A 23,654-nucleotide genomic window follows, 5' to 3' on the forward strand; every position below is an offset into this window, starting at 1 on the left:
TTATTTACTGTATATTTAGTTATAATAACGGGATAAGTACTATAAGGAGTTGTAACGAATGACTGGAGAACAATTTACTCAAATTAAACGTCCAGTAAGTAGATTAACTGAAAAAGTTCTAGGTTGGTTATGTTGGGTGATGTTATTAGTGCTTACTGTCATTACGATGTTTATAGCACTTGTTTCATTCAGTAATAACACATCGATAGCTAATCTTGAAAATACATTAAACAATAATGCATTTATCCAGCAATTATTAGCTGGAAATGGCTATAATACAACACAATTTGTAATATGGTTACAAAATGGTATATGGGCTATTATCGTTTACTTTATTGTTTGTTTGTTGATTTCATTTTTAGCTCTCATATCTATGAATATAAGAATCTTGTCAGGTTTCTTATTCTTAATATCAGCAATTGTAACGATTCCTTTAGTTTTACTTATCGTTACTTTAATCATTCCGATATTATTCTTTATTATTGCGATGATGCTATTTATAAGAAAAGATAAAGTTGAAATGGTTGCGCCACAATATTATGAAGAGTATAACGGACCGATTTATGATTATCGTGAACCTGTGTATGAGCGCCCCCAACCGAAAGATGATTATTATGATGTGCCTAAATATGAAAAAGAATTGGATAAATCAAATACTGTATATGATCAAGAACAGGAAAGAGATAAATATGATCAATTTCCTAAACGTGCAGTTGAAAGTGAATATAATCATGATGAGCGCACTGAGGAAGAACCATCAGTATTATCCAGACAGGCTAAATACAAACAAAAAAGTACTGAAGAACTAGGTATTGAAGATGATGGTTATTATGCAGAACCTGAAGTTGATCCAAAAGAATTGAAAGCACAACAAAAGCGAGAAAAAGCTGAAATTAAAGCTAAGAAAAAAGAAAAACGTAAAGCTTATAACCAACGAATGAAAGAACGTAGGAAAAATCAACCTAGCGCAGTTAGTCAACGTCGAATGAATTTTGAAGAGCGACGTCAAATTTACAACAATGATATTTCTGAAGAACGCAATTCAAGTGAAGTTAAGGACAAAAAAGAGCAAGAATAAATATTGATGATACCCAGATTAGTAAGTAGAGGTCTTTTGCTTATTAATCTGGGTTTTTATATGAGGTTAATCATCGATAACGTTTAATTAAAGTGTTTAGGTGTCAAAATTTTAAATGACGATTTCTCATTACCATACACCTAAATTATCATCAATCTGAATTCAGATGTTTATTATAAAAATTAGATGAAAAATATGTTAATATACAAGTAATTTAATGTGCGTATATCTATAGGCTCGTAGTATACTTATTAAAATATTAAACAAAGAAAGGATTTTAAGATGAATAGAAAACCTGAATTAATCATGGCTTGGATTGCAAATAGTATTAGTATTATTTATTTATTAGTTATGGGGCTATCCTATTTTTCTTTAAAAAGTGGTAATGCATCACAACGTGAAGAATTAGCGAAGCAATTATCTCAGAACGGTGGCAATGTTTCTTTAGATATGCTTCAGACAACAATGGGTGCATTAGCAATTATTTTATTAATTTCAACACTTTATGGTATATTTGCGACAATTTGTATTAAAGGGCGTAGAAAATTATCGATTATACTTTTTGTTATCGCGATAATTGTAAGTTTGATGGCTCTTAATTTAATTGCAATTGTCTTATGGGTTATCGTGATGATTATGTTGATTTCTAAAAAAGAATCAAAAGAAACTACACATAAGGACGATGAGTATATTTATCATTAATATGTTCATAGCAAAAAAACCATTAAAATGTTAAGTTGTTAATTATTAGATACAACCAACATTTTAATGGTTTTATTTTTAACTTTGTAGTTCTTGGAATGTTTGAACGATTAAATAGACATTTAAAATACTTAGAATAATAATAAGTGTCCATGAAATGATATTAACCCATGTTTTATTATAGAAAGGTCCCATCAAGTCTTTATTACTAGTAGCTAATTGTAATGGTATTAAACAGAATGGCAGAGCAATACTTAAAAATACTTGAGAGAATACAAGTAGTTGCTCAATTTTAGCTGCATTACCTTTAAAAATGATTAAGCATACGATAACAGGAATGACAGCAAGGGAACGTGTAATTAAACGTCTTAACCAATTTGGTATGTGTAATCTTAAAAATCCTTCCATTACAATTTGTCCTGCTAAAGTACCAGTAATCGTTGAATTTTGACCTGACGCTAATAATGCAACTGCAAATAATGTACTCATGATTGCACCCATTGTTGCACCTAGTACAGGTTCAGTTTTTAAGGCGTGATATAAATCATAGAAACCACCTAAATCGTCAGCGTTCGAGTTGAAAAATAGTGATGCTCCTAACACTAATAATAAGCAATTGACTACAAATGCGATTGATAACTGAATGTTCGAATCTATCGTAGCAAATTTAATCGCTTGCGCCTTTTCTTCATTGTTATGTCTTGAGTATGTTCTAGATTGTACAATTGATGAATGTAAGTACAAATTATGAGGCATAATTGTAGCGCCAATAATACCTAATGCAATATAGAGAATGCCGTTATTTGTAATGATTTCACTATGTGGTATAAATCCATTTAACACAGCATTCAACTGTGGTGATGAAATATAGACTTCAAATATAAAGATGAATAACACTGTGAAAATTAATGTACCAACAATAGCTTCAATTTTTCTAAAACCATATTTCATTATAAATAGTAGTAAAAATACATCAAGTACAGTTATTAGTGCACCGACGATTAAAGGTATGTTAAATAGGAGATTAAGAGCAATAGCACTACCAATAACCTCAGCAATATCTGTAGCGATAATTGCTAGTTCTGCAATGATCCAAAAGATTATAGCAATAGGTCTTGATAAATAATGTCGTGTCATTTGAGCTAAGTCCATACCTGTTGCTATTCCTAATCTCACTGTCATGCTTTGAAGTAACATTGCTGATAAACTTGAAATAAGAATTACGAATAGCAAAGTATAGCCATATTGGGCGCCACCTTGCATTGATGTTATCCAGTTTCCGGGATCCATGTAACCAACAGCGACTAATAACCCAGGTCCAAGAAATGATAAAAATTTCTGTTTATTTGAACTGCGATGATCGAATTTAATTGTATTGTTTATTTCGTCTAAACTTAATTGTTCATTTGTTGAATGTCGTTTATTATTCATTTTGACTCACCTCTACTTCTTATGGACAATATAATAACCTAATAAAATGTTTAGGTCAACCTAAATTTATTTTAATTTTTTTAAAAGTATGAATTATTATGTTGAACGTTCGATTTAATATTAAGAAAAAAGAGCACGAAATCATGGATGTGATTACGTGCTCTATTATTTAAACAAAGTTATTTATGCAGAATAAAATGGTAAGAACTGATCGAAGGTTTCTTCTAAAAATGCAATAAATGCTTTGTCACTTTTTAATCTTTTATCTTGTGGTGTGATTGCACGCGCTATAAAGAATTCACCTTTTTTCACATTGATGGCTCTTTGTATCGCTTCTTTTAAATCATCATCCGTTAAATCTTTAATAAATGGTTTATCAGGTTTCATATGATCTAAGCAAACACGATAATCATCAGGTAATTGTTGAATAGCTTTAAATTTTCTTTCAAAAACTTTTGCACGTGTTGCTTTATCTTTTGCTTCATGCATGATTCCAAACATAACAAACAGTTGATCTTCAAACATACCAATTTGGAAATGAGGTAACATTTTATAGCCTCTTTTGCTTGTAGCAAAAGCAACCCATGTATCTTTAGGAGGATTCACACTTCTTCTAGCATGTTTTGCTACGTGAGGATAAAATGTTTCACCAGTTTGACTTGTAAAGAAGTCACTAAAATATTCTCCTAATTCATGGAGTTGTGGTCGTATGTATTCGTTTAAAGCTTCCATTCGTGCGTCTAAGCCTTCTACGTTGAACGCTTTGAAATCTTTAGGTTTAAATGTATATTTTGTCATAGAGTACCTCCTGTATAGTGTTTAAAAATATTGTAGCATATGTTTTATCAATTGCGGCTTAAGACGCTCTCATTAAAATTAGTATTTTCATTTTTATCATAAGAAGTTATTTTTATAAAATGTTGATGTATAATAAAGATGTTAGGAGATGATGTTATGGCACTTTATGGATTTGCCCAAGGACTTATTCAAGAAGCAGGAATTAGAATTAAACAATTGATGGAGCAAAATTTAACAATTGAAACAAAGTCAAATCCGAATGACCTTGTTACAAATGTAGATAAAGCAACAGAAGATTTCATTTTTGATACAATTTTAGAAACATATCCCAATCATCAAGTATTAGGTGAAGAAGGGCATGGTCATGACATCGATACTTCCAAAGGTACGGTATGGGTTGTTGACCCAATAGACGGTACATTGAATTTTGTTCATCAACAAGAAAATTTCGCAATTTCAATTGGTATTTATATCGATGGTAAACCTTATGCAGGTTTTGTATATGATGTTATGGCTGACGTCTTATATCATGCTAAAGTAGGGGAAGGCGCATATCGAGGTAGCCAACCCTTGAAACCATTGAATGATTCTAATCTAAGACAAAGCATTATTGGGATCAATCCGAACTGGTTAACTAAACCAATTTTAGGAGAAATCTTTAAAGAAATTGTTAATGATTCTAGAAGTGCAAGGGCATATGGTAGTGCAGCGCTTGAAATCGTTTCAGTTGCTACAGGTAATTTAGAAGCATATATGACGCCAAGACTTCAACCATGGGATTTTGCTGGCGGATTGGTTATTTTATATGAAGTAAATGGACAAGCTTCAAATTTACTAGGAGAACCATTAACAATTAGTGGTCCAAATTCAATCTTAGTTGGAAATCGAGGTCTCCATCAAGAAATTAGCAATGATTATTTAGAGCCCTACCATGATACGTTAATACAATTACATGAACAACGATTTAAAAGAAAATCAAAATAATTACCAAAAGCGTAATATGTAGTCCTAACAATTAGGTAACATATTACGCTTTTATACCTTAAATAATAAAAACACGCGCCAATATAAAACCATTTAAATGTTCATAATGAACATGTGTGGTCTTAAATCAACGCGTGTTATTGTCGATATAACTTATAGCCAATCGTTTTCTCGATATTTTTTCTTTGTAGTAAATCCAATTCCAAAGGTTGCAACGAGTAATATAAATGTTAAAATCATCATTGGTACATTTGATGCACCAACAGCAAAACTAAATAATACTAAGAAAACAACAGCTAATATAGAAAATACCCAAAAGATATTTTTAGATTTTTTTTGTTTCATCCTATCCCCACCTTTTGCTTATCTTTTCTCAATTATATGATATAATAAAAAAGTTGTAATTAAAAGTGGGATTTTACTTAAGAAAGAAGGAAACTATTTATATGACTAATAAAAGAGAAGATGTCCGCAATATAGCAATTATTGCTCACGTTGACCATGGTAAAACAACTTTAGTAGATGAGTTGTTAAAACAATCTGGTATATTCAGAGAAAATGAACATGTCGATGAACGTGCAATGGACTCTAACGATATCGAAAGAGAGCGTGGAATTACGATTCTAGCCAAAAATACGGCTGTTGATTATAAAGGTACACGTATTAATATTTTGGATACACCAGGACATGCAGACTTTGGTGGAGAAGTAGAACGTATTATGAAAATGGTTGATGGGGTTGTCTTAGTAGTAGATGCGTATGAAGGTACAATGCCTCAAACACGTTTTGTACTTAAAAAAGCGCTAGAACAAAACCTGAAACCTGTTGTTGTTGTTAATAAAATTGATAAACCATCAGCACGTCCAGAGGGTGTTGTAGATGAAGTTTTAGATTTATTTATTGAATTAGAAGCAAACGATGAACAATTAGAATTCCCTGTTGTTTATGCTTCAGCAGTAAATGGAACAGCTAGCTTAGATCCTGAAAAACAAGATGATAATTTACAATCATTATATGAAACAATTATTGATTATGTACCAGCTCCAATTGATAACAGTGATGAGCCATTACAATTCCAAGTAGCATTGTTGGACTACAATGATTATGTTGGACGTATTGGTATTGGTCGTGTATTCAGAGGTAAAATGCGTGTCGGAGATAATGTATCACTAATTAAATTAGACGGTACAGTGAAAAACTTCCGTGTAACTAAAATCTTTGGTTACTTTGGATTAAAACGTTTAGAAATTGAAGAAGCACAAGCTGGAGATTTAATTGCTGTTTCAGGTATGGAAGACATTAATGTTGGTGAAACTGTAACACCACATGACCATCAAGAAGCATTGCCAGTTCTACGTATTGATGAGCCTACTCTTGAAATGACATTTAAAGTTAACAATTCTCCATTTGCTGGCCGTGAAGGTGACTTTGTAACAGCACGTCAAATTCAAGAACGTTTAAATCAACAATTAGAAACAGATGTATCTTTGAAAGTTTCTAACACAGATTCTCCAGATACATGGGTAGTTGCTGGTCGCGGTGAATTGCATTTATCAATCCTTATTGAAAATATGCGTCGTGAAGGTTATGAATTACAAGTTTCAAAACCACAAGTAATTATTAAAGAAATAGATGGTGTAATGTGTGAACCATTTGAACGTGTGCAATGTGAAGTGCCACAAGAAAATGCAGGTGCTGTTATTGAATCATTAGGTGCACGTAAAGGTGAAATGGTTGATATGACTACAACTGATAATGGACTTACACGTTTAATCTTTAATGTACCGGCTCGTGGTATGATTGGTTATACGACTGAATTTATGTCAATGACAAGAGGTTACGGTATTATTAACCATACATTTGAAGAATTTAGACCACGTATTAAAGCACAAATTGGCGGTCGTCGTAATGGTGCATTAATTTCAATGGATCAAGGTTCTGCAAGTACTTATGCCATTTTGGGACTTGAAGATAGAGGTGTAAACTTCATGGAACCTGGTACTGAAGTTTATGAAGGTATGATTGTTGGTGAACATAATCGTGAAAATGATTTAACTGTTAACATCACTAAAACAAAACATCAAACTAACGTACGTTCTGCAACGAAAGACCAAACACAAACAATGAATAGACCGCGTATTCTAACATTGGAAGAAGCGTTACAATTCATTAATGATGATGAACTTGTTGAGGTTACACCAGAAAGTATACGTTTAAGAAAGAAAATTTTAAACAAAAATGTTCGTGAAAAAGAAGCAAAGCGTATCAAACAAATGATGCAAGAAAACGAATAATTTAACATAATAAAAGAGAAGCTGAGCGATGAAAGTTGCTTAGCTTCTCTTTTGGCATATAATATTTGAAAAAGTGTTTAAATGCTATTATTTCCTGTTACTTTCACATTTTCAAATTTCTAACTTGTTTATTCAGATATTAATCGAGCGGATAGTGTTGCGCACGTTGTTTAGGTGTGTCTAATCGACTTTTACAATCATCACACATAAATGTTCGAATAGGATTGTTTTTAAGTCGTTTAGACTCAGTTGTGCGCTCATCTATAAATACTTTTGCATCACAGATAATGCATTGCACTTGTCTCAAATTAAATCACCTCAATATGAGTTACATGGTTGATTCGATATGAATAACCATCTTCTTGATTGTAAATAAAACTATCTACACCATTATCGCTGTAAAGTCGTTTACCGTCTTTTGCAAATTGGAAAAATAAATAGGGTAATAGATCTATCGGTATATCTAAATGATCATGCTCATTTGATAATCGAATAGTAGTTGCAGAGTCATGTGGTTCGGAATGTTTGAAAAATGGTGTCATATTAATGACAAATGAACCTTCTAACATGGCACGTTTTTTATATTTTATTTCTGAATTTAAAGTAGGCGGATTAGTTTGTCCTTCTAGGATAGCACGATTCCATTCATGATTATCTTCAAAGTCGATTGGTTTTGAACCATCAAATACACCTTTTTCTAAATCTTCGATGCTAACTTTTCTATCATCGAAAATCCAAGTCGTACTATCTAATGTTATAGGAAACTTTACGGCTCCTTTAATTTGTATCATTTTCCCACTCCCTATCAATGTATATAGCATTATTTTAACACAAATTGCTAACGACACATTTTAAATCTACTTGCTTTTTAATATTTAGTAAGATAAACTTTTAGTAAGACTTGAGAATTTATATAGAGGGGGAGCGTGTCATGGCGAAACAAGCAACAATGAAAAATGCAGCTTTGAAACAATTGACTAAAGATGCTGATGAAATCTTGCATCTGATTAAAGTTCAACTAGATAATTTAACATTACCTTCATGCCCATTATATGAAGAAGTACTAGATACACAAATGTTTGGACTTCAAAAAGAAGTTGATTTTGCTGTTAAATTAGGTTTAGTTGACCGCGAAGATGGCAAACAAATTATGTTACGTCTTGAGAAAGAACTTTCAAAATTACATGAAGCTTTTACACTTGTTTAAGGTTTAATATATAAGCATATTAAAATGGCGTGAGATATCGACAATTGAGCTGCGCCGATTTTATATTTATAGTTTAATTACTGATTAAAGTGGCTGTTATGTTGTCTTCTTGATGACATGTCAGTCACTTTTATTGGGTTTTAGCAATTCACGATATTAAGTAAACAAATATTCTATAAATTACCTCAAGAGACCTGTTAATATTTGTGATTATGACTGTGTCATGTATATAATAAGTAACATGGATTTTTAAAATTAAAGTATAAAACGAAATCATTTGAAGTATAAATTGTAGAATTGGATGACTGAATATATGAAGAATTTTAGAAGTATTTTACGGTATATTGGTAAAACCTCAAAGTTTATTGATTATCCGTTATTAGTTACATATATTGTATTGAGTTTAATTGGATTAGTGATGGTATATAGTGCAAGTATGGTTCCAGCAACTAAAGGCACATTGACTGGTGGTATCGATGTTCCAGGAACGTATTTTTACAACCGACAATTAGCATATGTCATAATGAGTTTTATAATTGTATTTTTTATTGCATTTTTAATGAATGTTAAATTACTGAGTAATATTAAAGTGCAAAAAGGTATGATTATAACTATCGTCTCACTATTATTACTGACGTTAGTAATAGGTAAAGATATTAATGGTTCTAAAAGTTGGATAAACTTAGGATTTATGAACTTACAGGCATCTGAGTTATTAAAAATTGCAATCATATTATATATCCCATTTATGATCAGTAAAAAAATGCCTAGAGTATTAAGTAAACCAAAATTAATTTTAAGTCCTATTGTATTAGCATTAGGTTGTACGTTTTTAGTTTTCTTACAAAAAGACGTAGGGCAAACATTACTAATATTAATTATTTTAGTTGCGATTATTTTTTATTCAGGAATTGGGGTAAACAAAGTCCTAAGATTTGGTATACCAGCAGTGCTAGGATTCTTAGTAGTATTTGTCATTGCATTAATGGCTGGTTGGTTACCAAGCTATTTAACTGCCAGATTTAGTACGCTAACAGATCCATTCCAATTCGAATCAGGAACTGGATACCATATTTCCAATTCATTGCTTGCGATAGGTAACGGTGGCGTATTTGGAAAAGGATTAGGAAATAGTGCAATGAAATTGGGCTATTTACCAGAACCACATACAGATTTTATTTTTGCAATTATTTGCGAAGAATTAGGTTTAATCGGAGGATTGCTAGTTATTACTTTAGAGTTCTTTATTGTATATCGTGCCTTCCAGTTTGCAAATAAAACATCATCATATTTTTATAAACTTGTGTGTGTTGGGATTGCCACATACTTTGGAAGTCAAACGTTTGTAAACATTGGCGGTATTTCGGCAACAATTCCATTAACTGGTGTGCCATTGCCATTTATCAGCTTTGGTGGATCATCAATGATTAGTTTAAGTATTGCTATGGGATTACTTCTGATTGTAGGTAAACAAATCAAAGTAGACCAGCAACGAAAGAAACAACAACAAAAAGTTGATATAAGAAGACAATTTAATTAAAAAAATACTAGCCAATATTTAGTACGAGATGACTTCTGTCATTAAGCAATGCTAAACATTGGCTATTTATATACTCTTTGTCAAATTGGACTGATGAGTTCAATAACGGAAGTTAGGCAACCAAACAACGCTTAACTTCCTTTTTGTTTTGATATTACGAGATTACTCATGATTATCAAATTTTATAAACAAAACAACGTATAATTATAACTAAATTTTATGACTAAAAATTACTAAATGTGGTGGCGAAATTAGAATCATGATGATAAGATAAAGTTATCGCTATTGATAATAAATGTTGATGTTTTGCAATTTTATTTTTAATTTTTTAGAGTTGTAGAAATCGAAAATGTTTCACAACAAAAACGTGAACTACCTGTTGTTGCATAGTCATTTTTGAAATTATTATTTCTGAAGCGGAGGTTTTAATTGTCTCAAGAATGTTAAATTTTGAAAATTTGAAACATAACTATAGCAAAACAGAGCGCTTTAAGATAAAATTTTATTATCTAATTAGTTAGAAAATTCTAATAGTTTGAGGAGTGTATCGCTATTGAAACAAATAAAAAAGTTACTTGTTGCTAACCGTGGAGAAATTGCAATTCGTATATTCAGAGCGGCGGCAGAATTAGACATCAGCACAGTTGCAATTTATTCGAATGAAGACAAAAGTTCATTACATAGATATAAAGCAGATGAATCCTATTTAGTTGGAAGTGATTTAGGTCCTGCTGAAAGTTATTTAAATATTGAGCGTATCATTGATGTAGCAAAACAAGCGAATGTGGATGCGATTCATCCTGGCTATGGATTTTTAAGTGAAAATGAACAATTTGCGCGTCGTTGTGCAGAAGAAGGAATTAAATTTATTGGTCCTCATTTAGAACATTTAGATATGTTTGGAGATAAAGTTAAAGCTCGTACAACGGCTATCAAGGCAGATTTACCAGTTATTCCTGGTACAGACGGTCCAATTAAATCATATGAATTAGCAAAAGAATTTGCAGAAGAAGCTGGTTTCCCGCTAATGATTAAAGCCACAAGTGGTGGCGGCGGTAAAGGTATGAGAATCGTTCGTGAAGAAAGTGAATTAGAAGATGCTTTCCATAGAGCAAAATCAGAAGCTGAAAAATCATTTGGTAATAGTGAAGTTTACATAGAAAGATACATTGATAATCCAAAGCATATTGAAGTACAAGTCATAGGTGACGAACATGGAAATATCGTACACTTATTTGAACGTGATTGTTCAGTACAACGTCGTCATCAAAAAGTTGTAGAAGTTGCACCATCAGTTGGATTATCACCAACATTACGTCAACGTATTTGTGATGCTGCAATTCAATTGATGGAAAATATTAAATATGTCAATGCAGGTACTGTTGAATTTCTAGTATCTGGTGACGAATTCTTCTTTATAGAAGTTAACCCTCGTGTACAAGTAGAGCATACAATTACAGAGATGGTAACAGGAATTGATATTGTTAAGACACAAATTTTAGTTGCAGCAGGTGCCGATTTATTTGGTGAAGAGATTAATATGCCGCAACAAAAAGATATTACAACATTAGGCTATGCCATCCAATGTCGTATTACAACAGAAGATCCGTTAAATGATTTCATGCCGGATACTGGAACAATCATTGCTTATCGTTCAAGCGGTGGCTTTGGTGTACGTCTTGATGCTGGAGATGGTTTCCAAGGTGCTGAGATATCACCTTATTATGATTCATTACTCGTAAAATTATCTACACATGCGATATCATTTAAACAAGCAGAAGAAAAAATGGTACGTTCATTACGAGAAATGCGTATTCGTGGTGTTAAAACTAATATTCCATTCTTAATTAATGTAATGAAGAATAAAAAGTTCACAAGTGGTGATTACACAACTAAATTTATTGAAGAAACACCAGAACTTTTCGACATTCAGCCGTCTCTAGATAGAGGTACTAAAACATTAGAATATATAGGTAATGTAACAATTAATGGTTTCCCAAATGTTGAGAAACGTCCGAAACCAGACTATGAATTAGCATCAATTCCAACTGTATCTTCAAGTAAAATCGCTTCATTTAGTGGTACGAAACAATTGCTTGATGAAGTAGGTCCAAAAGGTGTAGCTGAATGGGTTAAAAAGCAGGATGATGTCTTACTAACAGATACAACCTTTAGAGATGCACACCAATCATTATTAGCTACACGAGTTAGAACTAAGGATATGATTAATATCGCATCCAAAACAGCGGACGTATTTAAAGATGGTTTCTCACTAGAAATGTGGGGCGGTGCTACATTTGATGTGGCATATAATTTCTTGAAGGAAAACCCATGGGAACGACTTGAACGTCTACGTAAAGCTATCCCAAATGTATTATTCCAAATGTTGTTACGTGCTTCAAACGCAGTTGGTTATAAAAACTATCCTGATAATGTTATTCATAAATTCGTACAAGAAAGTGCTAAAGCAGGCATAGATGTCTTTAGAATTTTCGATTCATTAAACTGGGTAGATCAAATGAAAGTTGCCAATGAAGCAGTACAAGAAGCGGGCAAAATCTCTGAAGGTACTATTTGTTATACAGGTGACATTTTAAATCCTGAGCGATCAAACATTTATACTTTAGAGTATTATGTCAAACTAGCTAAAGAGTTAGAACGTGAAGGTTTCCATATTTTAGCGATTAAAGATATGGCAGGCTTATTAAAACCTAAAGCCGCTTACGAATTGATTGGTGAGTTAAAATCAGCTGTAGATTTACCAATTCATCTTCACACTCATGATACAAGTGGTAATGGTTTATTAACATACAAACAAGCAATAGATGCTGGGGTCGATATCATTGATACTGCTGTTGCTTCAATGAGTGGTTTAACAAGTCAGCCAAGCGCCAATTCGTTATATTATGCATTAAATGGCTTCCCACGCCACCTTAGAACTGATATTGAAGGTATGGAGTCACTTAGTCATTATTGGTCAACTGTACGTACTTATTATTCAGACTTTGAAAGTGATATCAAATCACCGAATACTGAAATTTATCAACATGAAATGCCTGGTGGACAGTATTCGAATTTAAGTCAACAAGCTAAAAGTTTAGGTTTAGGCGAAAGATTTGATGAAGTCAAAGATATGTATCGCAGAGTGAATTTCTTATTTGGTGATATCGTAAAAGTAACTCCATCGTCTAAAGTAGTTGGTGATATGGCACTTTATATGGTACAAAATGATCTTGATGAACAATCCGTGATTACAGATGGCTATAAATTAGATTTCCCAGAATCAGTAGTGTCGTTCTTCAAAGGCGAAATAGGACAACCTGTAAATGGTTTTAATAAAGATTTACAAGCGGTTATTTTAAAAGGCCAAGAAGCACTAACAGCTCGTCCAGGTGAATATCTAGAGCCAGTTGATTTTGAAAAAGTCCGTGAGTTGCTTGAAGAAGAGCAACAAGGTCCTGTTACGGAGCAAGATATTATTAGTTATGTATTATATCCAAAAGTATATGAACAATATATTCAAACTAGAAATCAATACGGAAACTTATCGTTACTTGATACGCCTACATTCTTCTTTGGAATGCGTAATGGTGAAACAGTAGAAATCGAAATCGATAAGGGTAAACGATTAATTATTAAACTAGAAACGATTAGTGAACCAGATGAAAATGGTAATAGAACGATTTACTATGCGATGAATGGTCAAGCGAGACGTATTTACATTAAAGATGAAAATGTGCATACAAATGCGAACGTTAAGCCAAAAGCAGATAAGAGTAATCCAAGTCATATCGGTGCTCAAATGCCAGGTTCAGTAACTGAAGTCAAGGTTAGTGTTGGTGAAACTGTGAAAGCTAATCAGCCGTTGCTAATTACTGAAGCTATGAAAATGGAAACAACAATTCAAGCACCATTTGACGGTGTGATTAAACAAGTAACTGTAAATAATGGTGACACAATAGCGACAGGCGATTTATTAATCGAAATTGAAAAAGCAACTGACTAAAATGATTAAAATAAAACGAGATTACACAACAATTGACGTGTAATCTCGTTTTTACATGGCTTAGGTTTAATTTTAAATATTGATATAAAAAACCGTAATTTTAATGGGCGTGCCATTAAAATTACGGTTTGCTTTTTTGTTATTGCTTGTCACTTCTTACTGATCGTAACATTAGCATGATAAAGTATGTTGTCATACCAAATAAATAAGTGATAAATAATGCATGGAAAAGTGCGATTATCAGGTTAACATTTGTCATAATAGATAATGCACCTGTGATAACTTGTAATATAACAAGTATAAATGCAGCTGTATAACCATAATGAACAGTACGATTATTTGGATAATTTTTAACAGCGTGAATATAAGTAATCATAATAATCGTAAACACTATAAAAGCCATGATACGATGCGTGAGTTGAACCCAATCTTGTTCTGAATGTGGTACAAGATCGTGGAATGGCAATGGCCAACCACCATATGCTAAACTTGCATCCGCATGTCTCACTAGTGCACCAGTATAAACACCACAATAAATGATGATTGCCATTAACCATGTTAAACGTCTTAATGGCTTTTTGATATATAATTCGTCAGCTTCATATTTTTGATCTATAGAGAAAATAATCAATGTTATTAAAAATACAGATGAGAAACTGATTAATGATATACCAAAGTGCAATGCTAAAACGTAATCGTTTTGTTGCCAAATAACAGCGGCAGCTCCGATTAATGCTTGCAATAATAAGAATCCAACACTAATGATTGATAAAGGTTTAATTTCTTTAATATAGCCTATATGTTTCCATGCAGTGATAACTAACCATAAGACCATTAATAAAGACAAAGCTGAAACGGCTCTATGACTTAACTCAATAATCGTATCAATAGGAAAGAATTCTGGAATCAACGCACCATGACATAGTGGCCAAGAAGAACCACAACCATCAGCTGATCCGGTTTTGGTAACTAAGGCTCCACCAAGTTGTACAAATGTCATCATTAACGTTGCTACGACACCTAACCATTTTAAATTCTTTTTGCCAAACAATTTATACACCCCATCATAAAAAAACGCATCACTGAGAATTAGAATTAATAGCCGGATTTGAGATGATACTATAAATTGACCTGATTGTAGGATATGAAAAGATGGGATCCAACGCAGGAAATATGATTTAATTTTACAAGTATTGTATGTGGACGACATAAAAAGAACTTAATCGTAATGATTTTTTTATTGGGATAATTATGTAATCCACGTTTACTCAAATTTGAAGCTTAAATATTAATCTCTTTTAGATGCATGATTCTACTTATTAAAATTTTCTAACATATACATTATAGCAATAAATTAAATGTTATTTGTGTCACAAAATTGACATTTTCTCTTGTCGTTAATTTGTCACATTTTAATTTTATTAAACCTAGTCTTTTTATGCAATCTAAGATATCATAATCTTATATGAACAAATTTAAGGAGGGGGATTATGAGCAAAGAGCATACTTTGTCACAAAATATTAGCAGAGTTAACTTCAAAGAATTGCAACAGATAATTAAAATGGGACTTGTTCAAGGTAACTTAATTCCGGCTTTTGCGGGCGCATGGCTAGCAGTTGTAATGACAAATCATTCCTTCTTATCATCAATACCTCAAATTTTATTAATGCTATTTGGATCTACTTTAATTATGGGTGGCGCATGTGCGTTAAATAATTATTACGACCAAGATATTGATCGTATTATGCCTAGTAAACAAAATAGACCAACTGTAAATAATAGAATTACAGATCAAAATTTATTACTATTAAGTTTTGGTATGATGTTAGTTGGAGAAATTTGTTTGTTTTTATTGAATATACCATCAGGCGTACTTGGTCTTATGGGGATTGTAGGTTATGTGTCTTATTACTCAATATGGTCTAAAAGACATACAACATGGAACACAGTGATTGGGAGTTTTCCTGGAGCAGTACCACCACTAATTGGATGGGTTGCAATTGAAGGACAAATTAGTTTAACAGCGATTGCGCTGTTTTTAGTTGTATTTTGTTGGCAACCAATTCATTTTTATGCCTTAGCTATTAAACGTAAAGATGAATATGCACTTGCAAATATTCCAATGTTACCATCAGTTAAAGGCTTTAAACGTACACGTGTCAGTATGTTTATCTGGTTGATTATTTTATTGCCAGTACCTTTATTACTAATAAATTTAGGTGTCGTATTCGTAGTGTTAGCTACATTATTAAATTTAGGATGGATTGCATTAGGTTTAACAACATTTAAGAAAAATTCAGATCAAACAAAATGGGCAACACAAATGTTTATATATTCACTAAATTATTTAGTGATCTTTTTCGTGTTAGCTGTAATTGTTTCATTACTTACTTTGATCTAGATTAATTAAGTTAGGATGAAAAATATGGGCGTTCCAATTTTACCAACGATTAGTACGACATGTATTGTCATTAGTGCAATTTTAATTGCCATTGGTTGGAGACTTATTTGGAAAAGGGAAATAAATAAACACAAAAATGTTATGTTAGCTGCAGCTGTTTTTGCTTTAACTTTTTTCTTAATCTATGCAAGTAGAACGATTTTTATCGGTAATACAGCATTTGGCGGACCAGCATCAATTAAGAAATATTATACGATTTTCTTATTTTTCCACATTAATTTAGCAACAATTGGTGGTATTCTAGGCCTAGTTCAAATTATTACTGCATTTAAAGATAAATATAATGTACACCGCAAATTCGGGCCATTCGCTTCAGTTATATGGTTCTGTACTGCAATTACAGGTGTAGCAGTTTACTTATTATTATATGTATTATATCCAGGTGGAGAAACGACATCACTGATTAAAGCAACATTTGGTCATTAATATGCTTATACAAATGATACTAATCTGATAAGGCAATTTGTTTTATCAGGTTTTTTGATGAAGAATAGTCGGACAGTTGATGGTATTCATTTGATACCTTAACTGTCCATTTTTTTATACATATTTTAATCTTAATAATGAAATTCAACCTGAAAACATAAAGATAGGTTATGATATAGAGTGTAGGGAAAATCTTTATGACGTTAAAATTATGCCTGAAGATGATTTTGTTTTATCGAAACGACACAGTTATGTCAGTGTTGAAAATTTGCTAATTAATGTGTTGTTTTTTACAATAGTATTAATACTTTTTAGGTGGTTGATTGATGAAAAAGTTAATTATAAGAGTCGTCGGTGTATTATTTTTAGTTGGATTTTTAATATATCTTTTTTATTCACCGAGATTAAAATTTGATGTATTAGAGAACCCGAATAAAGGTAATAAAGTAAATAGATCTGAACAGGTGAATAAATCAAATAACCATGCTGAAAATCCAAAGCCTAAAGAAGGTGTTGGTACATGGGTAGGTAAAGATATTAAAGTGCTTACTTCTAAATTTGGACAAGCAGATCGTGTCTACCCTTTTAGAGATGGTTACAAAAATTATGTGTTTAAAGACAAAAACAGTTATTACATTGTTTCAACTAAACGTGAAGAAATCGTTTCAGTGTATGCTACAGGTGAGAAAGTCAATGTTAGTCCGTTAAAAATAGGACAACATTCTGCAGAAATTTTTAATCATACAAGTATTAATCCAGAACCTTCCTTTAAAGTTGATGGTAAAAAATATGAATTTGAACTTTCAGATGAAGATTTAAAAACACAAACACTGATTAAATATGGCGACATATATGCACAAGTGTATTCTGATCAACAATCGAAAAAGGTGCTAAGTGTACGATTTTTAACAAAAGAAATGTTAGCAGATATTGAACCTTATCAATTAAATTCTAATTCTACGTCAGAAGAGCATAATAAGCGTCCAGTTGAGCAAAATCCAAATCAATTAATTTCTCTTTATGAAGTAACGAATGAAATGAGAAAATTAAAAGGATTAAAACCATTGAAAATCAATAGCGATTTAGCACATATTGCATCTAATAACTTATATGAAGCGACCTCTAATGGTTCTGATAGTGTTGAATTTACAGAGGACGCATTAAGAGGGCAATTAGATAAAAATCACGTTACTTATAAAACAACTGCTCAAAATGTTGGTTATGCGTTTAATGATGTACCAACATTAATCCATAGTTGGATGAATTCAGATATACATCGATCTCGTCTATTAAATTCAAAATACGATGAGATGGGTGGAGATGTAATGAGAGATTATTATTCACTAATTTTCTTAGAAAAATAACAATGAGGGGTATTTATGATTAATGAAGCTTCACTAGCGATATTAGATGATATTGATGAACTAGCTGATATGATAGTTGCATCAGATATTTATGCATCATTTGAGCAAGCTAAACAGGCGCTCGAAAACAATGACGAAGCACATTTACTTTATCAATCATTTTTAAAATCAAAAGAGAAATATGATGAAGTAATGCGTTTCGGGAAATATCATCCTGATTATAAGAAAGTCATGTTAGAGACAAGACAACGCAAAAGAGCATATGAGATGCTTGACGTTGTGATGCATTACAAAGCTAGGGAAATGGCACTTCAACATTTAATTGATGAAGTTGTTACGAAAATTGCGTACGCTGTTTCAGAGCATGTCAAAATAGAAACAGGTAATCCATTCTTTCAAACATCACATAGTGGTTGTGCGACGGGCGGATCCTGTAATTGTTCATTATAAAAAACATCGAGTCAGAAAAAGGTGGTTATTGAAACCACTAACTAGCATCTGACTCGATGTTTTTATTTATTCGGGATTGTTTGTTTGAATTGTTGTGCTAAATCTGGTCGATCTGTCACAATCGTGTGTGCACCTTTTTGGTATAAATCATTCATCAGATCTATACTATTTACGCCATAATAGCCTGGAATGATATTCATATCATTTAACCATTTGATAAAACGAGATGAAGTCAAATCAATGCCTTTAAAATGAGTAGGCATTTGGAACGTTTGTGCTAATGGTTGGTAGTACCTACCACCTAATAAATGATATTTTAAAAATGCTTCTGTAACTTCCTGTTGGCTAGCACCAATTGCGACGGATCCTTGTGCAATTTTATTAAAACGAACGATTTGTTCTTTATAAAAACTTGTCACAAGAACGCGGTCAAATGCTTGATTTTCTGCAATTGTATCAAACATAATTTGTGGTGCGATTGAGCCTTCATAGGATTCAGGAGCATCTTTTAAGTCTACGTTTATATACATATCAGGATATTGCTTCAGCAACTCATCGAAGGTTAGTATAGTTGTGTGTGCATGACCACGATATGGTGTTAGTCCATTGATATCTTTGAAGTGATAAGCTGCGTCTAATTTCTTTAATTCTGCTAATGTGTGGGCACTAACTTTTCCAGAGCCGTTCGTCGTTCTATCAACAGTTGCGTCATGAAAAACGATAAGCTGTTGATCTTTTGTGAGTCTCACATCTGTTTCAAAGCCATCAACGCCTAATTGTTTAGCATAGTCAAATGCAAGTTGCGTTTGCTCTGGTCTTAAAGCCATACCACCGCGATGCGCAAATATATATGGTGCATTGCCTTTGAAAAAAGCAGGGATGGTTTGCTTTTTAGTAATCACTTTATTTTTATTGATCATTAATAGACTACTTAAAAATCCAGCACCGACTAGTACCGCATTTAAAATGTTTCTGTTTACTTTTTTCATAGAAAATTCCTCCTCGTTTACTTTTATAGCTTAACAAAATCATAGTTCTGACTACAGCGAAATGTGTGGTTAATCATATAGTGATGCTCTTGAGAATTGAATTAATATAATGATGTTTAATATAATCTAAATACATTTATCGAGCAATTACATAAGACATAATTAAGGTAGCTTAATATTTTAAAATTAATAAAGACATGATATGATTAATGCTGAAAATAAATGGAGTGAGGTTTAAATGAATTTAATCCCAAGAACTAGTATTGTAGTTTATTTAAAACATATGAAACATGAACGACAAATCCGAAAATATGGACATATCGTTCATTCAAATAGAGATCGTAAATTTGTAATTATGTATGTGAATGAGCAGGATGTTGATCAAATTGTACATAAACTAATGCAACTTAAATACGTTAGACACATTGATGGCTCACCATATAAATACTTAAAGAAAACTTACGAAAAAGAGAAACACGAAATATATAATTAATATTATTGAAGTTCTGGTATCCATTTTTGGAGCCTTAACACACTAATTAAATAATTATAATATAACGATAAATCATGAAATGCTTGAGGGGGCTGTACATCGATACCTAAAATTGGTATGTCGAATTTTTCAGCACAATCATTAATCATTTGAAACTTTTTATTTGAATCTGGATATGGATATTTAATAGCGTTAATCATGATATAAAATGCTTGGAAATGATTGCCAGTTGTAGGGTTCATAATGATTGCTACAGATGACTTTTTATTTTCAGCTTGTGGTGAATGAAAATAGATAATTTTATCAATACGTTGATGGTTATATTCAATCATCGTCATGAATTCGAACAAATCTGTTAGACCTTCACCAAGTGTAATAAATGTTTGTTTCATTGGTTTATCATTCTCCTTTTTCTCAATAAATTATATTAAATAACTAAATGAATTGGAAGTGTGAACAACATGCGCGTCATTGCAGGTAAACATAAAAGTAAAGCTTTAGAAAGTATGGAAGGCCGTAATACGAGACCAACTATGGATAAAGTTAAAGAAGGTATCTTTAATAGTTTATATGATGTGTCAGGTATAGGTTTAGATTTATTTGCAGGAAGCGGGGCGCTTGGAATAGAAGCACTCTCTCGAGGTATGGATAAGGTAATCTTTGTTGATCAAAATTTTAAAGCTGTAAAAGTTATTAAATCAAATCTTGCGAATTTGGATTTAGAGGCACAATCTGAAGTTTATAAAAATAATGCAGATAGAGCTTTAAAAGCATTGTCAAAACGTGATATTCAATTTGATGTCATTTTCTTAGATCCACCTTATAATAAAGGTCTCATTGATAAAGCTTTAAAACTAATTTCAGAGTTTAATTTATTGAAAGAAAATGGTATCATCGTTTGTGAATTTAGCAATCATGAAGAAATAGACTATCAACCGTTTAATATGATTAAACGTTACCATTATGGGTTGACAGACACATTGTTATTAGAAAAGGGAGAATAGCATGGAACATACAATAGCGGTCATTCCGGGTAGTTTTGACCCCATTACTTATGGTCATTTAGACATTATTGAGAGAAGTACAGATAGATTTGATGAAATTCATGTCTGTGTTCTTAAAAATAGTAAAAAAGAAGGTACGTTTAGTTTAGAAGAGCGTATGGATTTAATTGAACAATCTGTTAAACATTTACCTAATGTCAAGGTTCATCAATTTAGTGGTTTACTAGTCGATTATTGTGAACAAGTAGGAGCTAAAACAATCATACGTGGTTTAAGAGCAGTCAGTGATTTTGAATATGAATTACGCTTAACTTCAATGAATAAAAAGTTGAACAATGAAATTGAAACGTTATATATGATGTCTAGTACTAATTATTCATTTATAAGTTCAAGTATTGTTAAAGAAGTTGCAGCTTATCGAGCAGATATTTCTGAATTCGTTCCACCTTATGTTGAAAAGGCATTGAAGAAGAAATTTAAGTAATAAAAATAACAGTATTTTAGGTTTATCATGGTTTACAATCCTAAAATACTGTTTTCATTTGTTAACGATATTGCTGTATGACAGGCGTGTTGAAATCTGTTTGTTGTTGCCCGCTTATTGCATTGTATATGTGTGTTGCTTTGATTTCATTTGTGAAGTAATGTGCATTGCTTTTGTTAATATTGGTTATATATTGTCTTTCTGGGAACGCTGTTTTTAAATGCTTTAAATATTGTCTGCCACGGTCGTTCATCGCTAATACTTTAACTGCGTGAATGTTACTCGTAACATCTGTAGGTTTAATGTTTAATAATACATTCATTAACAGTCTTTGGATATGCGTATATGTATAACGCTTTGTTTTTAGTAATTTTACAAAATGATGAAAATCAGTTGCTTCATAAATGTTAGATTTCAAACGATTTTCAAAACCTTCAGTAACAGTATAAATATTTTTTAATGAATCTGTAGTCATAGCTATGATTTGATATTTCAAATATGGAAATATTTGATTTAATGTTATATGAGGTGTTACGTACAAGTGTTGAATATCTTTAGGTACCACATGATGCCAATGATCATCTTGACTAATGATTGATGTTCTAATAGATGTACCACTTGCAAACTGATGGTGTTGAATTAATGAATCATGATGTTGAGCATTTTCTCGTTTGATAGAAATTGCATTGATGTTTTTAGCATTTTTAGCAATTGCTTTCAGGTAACTAATACCAAGTATGTTGTTAGGACTTGCTAGTGCTTCATGATGCTCTAATAATTCGCTAATGATACGAGGGTAGCTTTTACCTTCTTTTACTTTTTGTGAAAAGGATTCAGATTGTTCAATTTCATTAATGCTGTGTGCTAATTGCTTTAATGTTTTGATATCATTATTTTCACTACCAAATGCAATTGTATCGACACTCATATAATCTGCGACTTTAACTGCTAGTTCGGCAAAATGATCGCCAGATGATAAACTGGCAGTTGCTGGTAGTTCGATAACTAAATCAGCTGTTGATAATGCCATTTTTGCACGAGTAAACTTATTATAGATTGCTGGTTCGCCACGCATGACAAAGTTACCACTCATTATTGCAATAGTAACGTCAGCATTTGTAAGTTTTTTAGATTGATTAATATGATATTGATGCCCATTATGAAAGGGATTATATTCTGTGATTAAGCCAACGCTTTTCATTTGCAATTCGTCCTTTCGGTATTCATTATTAATATTGTAACAGAACATGATATGTTAAGAAAAAATCTTGACAACTTGTTCTTAGAAAGTTAAAATAAATTTTGTGCTTGTTAGAGGTGAAGCCATATGAAATGGTCAATTACGCAATTAAGGAAATATCAAGGTAAGCCATTTGAATTTGATCAAACGGTGAGTTTTGACAATTTAAAAGAATCATTAGATTTAATTGATTTATCTCCAATTACAATCCAAGGTCAGTTAACCATTAAGTCAACAGAAGTCGTTGCGGATATTCACATTACTGGAACGTATACAATGCCTTGTGCACGTACTCTTGTACCAGTAAAAGTCCCACTAGATGTAACTACTACAGAAGTATTTGATTTAGAAGGGTACAATCAGTATAACGATGATCAAGATGATGTAGATGAACACTATCACATTATTAAAGATGGTATGGTTAATCTTCAGGATATTGTCGAGGATATAGTTATTATTGAGAAACCAATGAGAGCTTATTCAGAGCAAAGTGACCAAATGTTGACAGTAGGTAATGGTTGGGAAGTAATCGATGAGGATCAATTAGATGAGCTTGCTAAACAGCAAGAACAAGATGATTCAGAATCACGACAAGTTGATCCAAGGCTTCAAAAATTACAACAATTATATGATAAAGAGCAATAAGTAGTTTAATTAATGATATAATGTTGTTAATTAAACTAACATTTAGTATTTTTCGTT

At 32.1% G+C, this 23,654-nt stretch carries 24 protein-coding genes; 15 read left to right on the top strand and 9 right to left on the bottom strand.

Annotation, left to right across the window (positions count from 1 at the left end; translation table 11 throughout):
* Positions 1-58 precede the first annotated feature (58 nt).
* Positions 59-1,078, top strand: a complete 1,020-nt coding sequence (locus NSS86_RS04085; protein ID WP_000145499.1) for a DUF4064 domain-containing protein — start codon at positions 59-61, stop codon at positions 1,076-1,078.
* Positions 1,079-1,360: 282 nt separating this feature from the next.
* Positions 1,361-1,780 (top strand): DUF4064 domain-containing protein, encoded by a 420-nt coding sequence (locus NSS86_RS04090; RefSeq protein ID WP_001080466.1) that lies wholly within the window; start codon positions 1,361-1,363, stop codon positions 1,778-1,780.
* 78 nt (positions 1,781-1,858) lie between these two features.
* On the opposite strand, the gene NSS86_RS04095 is transcribed toward NSS86_RS04090, so the two are convergent.
* Together NSS86_RS04095 and NSS86_RS04100 are read right to left on the bottom strand one after the other, a co-directional pair.
* The gene (locus NSS86_RS04095) at positions 1,859-3,211 is read right to left on the bottom strand and encodes an Nramp family divalent metal transporter (RefSeq protein WP_001060842.1); all 1,353 of its coding nucleotides are present in this window, start codon (positions 3,209-3,211) and stop codon (positions 1,859-1,861) included.
* A gap of 183 nt (positions 3,212-3,394) precedes the next feature.
* Positions 3,395-4,009, bottom strand: coding sequence for a YktB family protein (locus NSS86_RS04100; RefSeq protein WP_000170603.1), 615 nt, complete (start codon positions 4,007-4,009; stop codon positions 3,395-3,397).
* A gap of 156 nt (positions 4,010-4,165) precedes the next feature.
* Here NSS86_RS04100 and NSS86_RS04105 point away from each other — a divergent pair, with 156 nt between their 5' ends.
* Positions 4,166-4,993: an inositol monophosphatase gene (locus tag NSS86_RS04105; RefSeq protein ID WP_001240318.1), complete on the top strand. Its 828-nt coding sequence runs from the start codon at positions 4,166-4,168 to the stop codon at positions 4,991-4,993.
* Between the two features lie 153 nt (positions 4,994-5,146).
* On the opposite strand, the gene NSS86_RS04110 is transcribed toward NSS86_RS04105, so the two are convergent.
* Positions 5,147-5,338 carry a DUF5325 family protein gene (locus tag NSS86_RS04110; protein WP_000810620.1) on the bottom strand — a complete coding sequence of 64 codons (192 nt, stop codon included), beginning with the start codon at positions 5,336-5,338 and terminating at the stop codon, positions 5,147-5,149.
* Positions 5,339-5,439: 101 nt separating this feature from the next.
* Between NSS86_RS04110 and typA the strand changes: the two genes are divergently transcribed.
* On the top strand, positions 5,440-7,287 hold the full coding sequence (gene typA, locus NSS86_RS04115) for a translational GTPase TypA (protein ID WP_000182654.1): 1,848 nt from the start codon (positions 5,440-5,442) through the stop codon (positions 7,285-7,287).
* 139 nt (positions 7,288-7,426) lie between these two features.
* Here typA and NSS86_RS04120 read toward each other — a convergent pair whose 3' ends face one another.
* The gene (locus NSS86_RS04120; RefSeq protein ID WP_001250275.1) at positions 7,427-7,594 is read right to left on the bottom strand and encodes a YlaI family protein; all 168 of its coding nucleotides are present in this window, start codon (positions 7,592-7,594) and stop codon (positions 7,427-7,429) included.
* Between the two features lies 1 nt (position 7,595).
* A complete protein-coding gene (locus tag NSS86_RS04125) occupies positions 7,596-8,078 on the bottom strand; it encodes a hypothetical protein (RefSeq protein WP_000614712.1) in 483 nt (160 codons plus the stop codon).
* A gap of 140 nt (positions 8,079-8,218) precedes the next feature.
* Between NSS86_RS04125 and NSS86_RS04130 the strand changes: the two genes are divergently transcribed.
* The 3 genes from NSS86_RS04130 to NSS86_RS04140 all read left to right on the top strand — a co-directional run bounded on the left by NSS86_RS04130 (position 8,219) and on the right by NSS86_RS04140 (position 14,040).
* Complete coding sequence (locus NSS86_RS04130; RefSeq protein WP_001118417.1) at positions 8,219-8,494, top strand: DUF1507 family protein; 276 nt, start codon at positions 8,219-8,221, stop codon at positions 8,492-8,494.
* 313 nt (positions 8,495-8,807) lie between these two features.
* On the top strand, positions 8,808-10,034 hold the full coding sequence (ftsW, locus tag NSS86_RS04135) for a cell division protein FtsW (protein WP_000787940.1): 1,227 nt from the start codon (positions 8,808-8,810) through the stop codon (positions 10,032-10,034).
* Between the two features lie 553 nt (positions 10,035-10,587).
* On the top strand, positions 10,588-14,040 hold the full coding sequence (locus NSS86_RS04140; protein WP_000809514.1) for a pyruvate carboxylase: 3,453 nt from the start codon (positions 10,588-10,590) through the stop codon (positions 14,038-14,040).
* Between the two features lie 139 nt (positions 14,041-14,179).
* Here the strand turns inward: NSS86_RS04140 and NSS86_RS04145 are convergent, their stop codons facing one another.
* On the bottom strand, positions 14,180-15,091 hold the full coding sequence (locus NSS86_RS04145; RefSeq protein ID WP_000467123.1) for a heme A synthase: 912 nt from the start codon (positions 15,089-15,091) through the stop codon (positions 14,180-14,182).
* A gap of 439 nt (positions 15,092-15,530) precedes the next feature.
* On the opposite strand from NSS86_RS04145, the gene cyoE reads away from it, so the two are divergent.
* From cyoE to NSS86_RS04165, 4 genes are all read left to right on the top strand, one after another.
* A complete protein-coding gene (gene cyoE, locus NSS86_RS04150) occupies positions 15,531-16,442 on the top strand; it encodes a heme o synthase (RefSeq protein ID WP_000031401.1) in 912 nt (303 codons plus the stop codon).
* Positions 16,443-16,466: 24 nt separating this feature from the next.
* Positions 16,467-16,928: a DUF420 domain-containing protein gene (locus NSS86_RS04155; protein WP_000538766.1), complete on the top strand. Its 462-nt coding sequence runs from the start codon at positions 16,467-16,469 to the stop codon at positions 16,926-16,928.
* A gap of 326 nt (positions 16,929-17,254) precedes the next feature.
* Positions 17,255-18,292, top strand: a complete 1,038-nt coding sequence (locus NSS86_RS04160; protein WP_000733409.1) for a CAP domain-containing protein — start codon at positions 17,255-17,257, stop codon at positions 18,290-18,292.
* A 15-nt stretch (positions 18,293-18,307) separates the two neighbouring features.
* Complete coding sequence (locus tag NSS86_RS04165) at positions 18,308-18,742, top strand: YlbF family regulator (RefSeq protein WP_000606480.1); 435 nt, start codon at positions 18,308-18,310, stop codon at positions 18,740-18,742.
* A 62-nt stretch (positions 18,743-18,804) separates the two neighbouring features.
* Here the strand turns inward: NSS86_RS04165 and NSS86_RS04170 are convergent, their stop codons facing one another.
* Positions 18,805-19,731, bottom strand: coding sequence for a glycerophosphodiester phosphodiesterase (locus NSS86_RS04170; protein WP_000757575.1), 927 nt, complete (start codon positions 19,729-19,731; stop codon positions 18,805-18,807).
* 238 nt (positions 19,732-19,969) lie between these two features.
* Here NSS86_RS04170 and NSS86_RS04175 point away from each other — a divergent pair, with 238 nt between their 5' ends.
* Positions 19,970-20,224, top strand: a complete 255-nt coding sequence (locus NSS86_RS04175; RefSeq protein WP_001049150.1) for a YlbG family protein — start codon at positions 19,970-19,972, stop codon at positions 20,222-20,224.
* Between the two features lie 2 nt (positions 20,225-20,226).
* Here NSS86_RS04175 and NSS86_RS04180 read toward each other — a convergent pair whose 3' ends face one another.
* Entirely contained in the window at positions 20,227-20,616 is a 390-nt protein-coding gene (locus tag NSS86_RS04180) for a hypothetical protein (RefSeq protein ID WP_000814565.1), read from the bottom strand.
* A gap of 69 nt (positions 20,617-20,685) precedes the next feature.
* On the opposite strand from NSS86_RS04180, the gene rsmD reads away from it, so the two are divergent.
* Both rsmD and coaD read left to right on the top strand, forming a co-directional pair.
* Complete coding sequence (gene rsmD / locus NSS86_RS04185; RefSeq protein ID WP_001263796.1) at positions 20,686-21,228, top strand: 16S rRNA (guanine(966)-N(2))-methyltransferase RsmD; 543 nt, start codon at positions 20,686-20,688, stop codon at positions 21,226-21,228.
* Position 21,229: 1 nt separating this feature from the next.
* Positions 21,230-21,712 carry a pantetheine-phosphate adenylyltransferase gene (gene coaD, locus NSS86_RS04190; protein WP_000401377.1) on the top strand — a complete coding sequence of 161 codons (483 nt, stop codon included), beginning with the start codon at positions 21,230-21,232 and terminating at the stop codon, positions 21,710-21,712.
* Between the two features lie 61 nt (positions 21,713-21,773).
* Here coaD and NSS86_RS04195 read toward each other — a convergent pair whose 3' ends face one another.
* Positions 21,774-22,913, bottom strand: a complete 1,140-nt coding sequence (locus NSS86_RS04195; protein WP_000843611.1) for a nucleotidyltransferase — start codon at positions 22,911-22,913, stop codon at positions 21,774-21,776.
* Positions 22,914-23,039: 126 nt separating this feature from the next.
* On the opposite strand from NSS86_RS04195, the gene NSS86_RS04200 reads away from it, so the two are divergent.
* The gene (locus tag NSS86_RS04200; protein WP_000872158.1) at positions 23,040-23,597 is read left to right on the top strand and encodes a DUF177 domain-containing protein; all 558 of its coding nucleotides are present in this window, start codon (positions 23,040-23,042) and stop codon (positions 23,595-23,597) included.
* Positions 23,598-23,654 lie beyond the last annotated feature (57 nt).

The sequence above is a fragment of the Staphylococcus sp. FSL W8-0056 genome (assembly GCF_037963075.1).
GTDB classification, from domain to species: Bacteria; Bacillota; Bacilli; order Staphylococcales; family Staphylococcaceae; genus Staphylococcus; species Staphylococcus aureus.